Origin of the sequence: Pseudomonas edaphica (assembly GCF_005863185.1) — a bacterium.
Classification (GTDB): domain Bacteria; phylum Pseudomonadota; class Gammaproteobacteria; order Pseudomonadales; family Pseudomonadaceae; genus Aquipseudomonas; species Aquipseudomonas edaphica.
Genome location: NZ_VBVZ01001061.1, coordinates 1 through 906 on the forward strand (window position 1 = coordinate 1; position 906 = coordinate 906).

At 57.7% G+C, this 906-nt stretch carries 1 protein-coding gene; it reads right to left on the minus strand.

Annotated features, from left to right (window positions below):
- Window positions 1-906 (minus strand): autotransporter-associated beta strand repeat-containing protein (locus FEM54_RS33245; protein ID WP_138454361.1); only part of this gene is annotated, 906 nt, incomplete at both ends.

Genomic DNA, 906 nt, shown 5'->3' on the forward strand with positions numbered 1-906 from the left:
ACGTCGGCGACCGACGAGCCTTTGCCTGGCAACGTTGCCGCCGGGCCGGCCGGTATCGTGGTGAGCAACTGCGTGGCCAGGGCTTTTTCGTTCTCGTTTTTGAGCAGCTCTGCGGGGCGAATATCATTGCGCAACAGGTTCAGGTTTACCTGGTTGGGTTCGTAAGCAAGGCTGGGCGTGAGGAACGCCAGGTTGGAGGTGACGCTGGCAAATTGACCCTTGATGCCTTTTTGCGCCTGGATAATGGCCAGGGTGGTACTAGGTCGATAATCGCCGGACTGCGCCTGGACATCGACCCGACCACCTTGCAGGTCAACAGGCCCAGCCACATCCAGCTTGTCTGCACGCCCAGTGGCATCGACCTCGACGCGGTAGACCGACTCGGGCTTGAAGACCAGATCTTGAGTGATACGTAGCGTTCCGATCGAATTGCCGGGCGCGAGCACCCCGCCTTCCTTGACGACAACCTGACCGATTTCGCCGCTGCCCTGCAACTGGCCGCCGGACTCGACGTAAACCAATGCATGGTTCAGCGTGCCATTGACCTTCAGTACACCCTTGTCGATATAGGTGTAACCCATGGAACGGTTACTGCCCGTGAGTTCGAGGGTGCCTGCCCCGTCTTTTATGATGTTGCCGTAACCGCTGATGTCGCCGCCAAAAACCACGTCATCGCTGCGGTTAAAGGTCAGCGTGCCCTTGTTGTTGATATTGCCCAGCACTGAGCCTTGCGTACCGCCGTTACCAATTTGCAAGGTGCCCTGGTTCAGATCGATGCCACCACCAAAGGTGTTATTGCCCGTGAGAATGAGCGTTCCACTGCCCTCTTTGATCAAACCGCCAGGGCCGCCAATGTTTTCCTTCCAGGTATCGACCTGAGAAAAGCCGGCCAGGTCCAGATCCGAA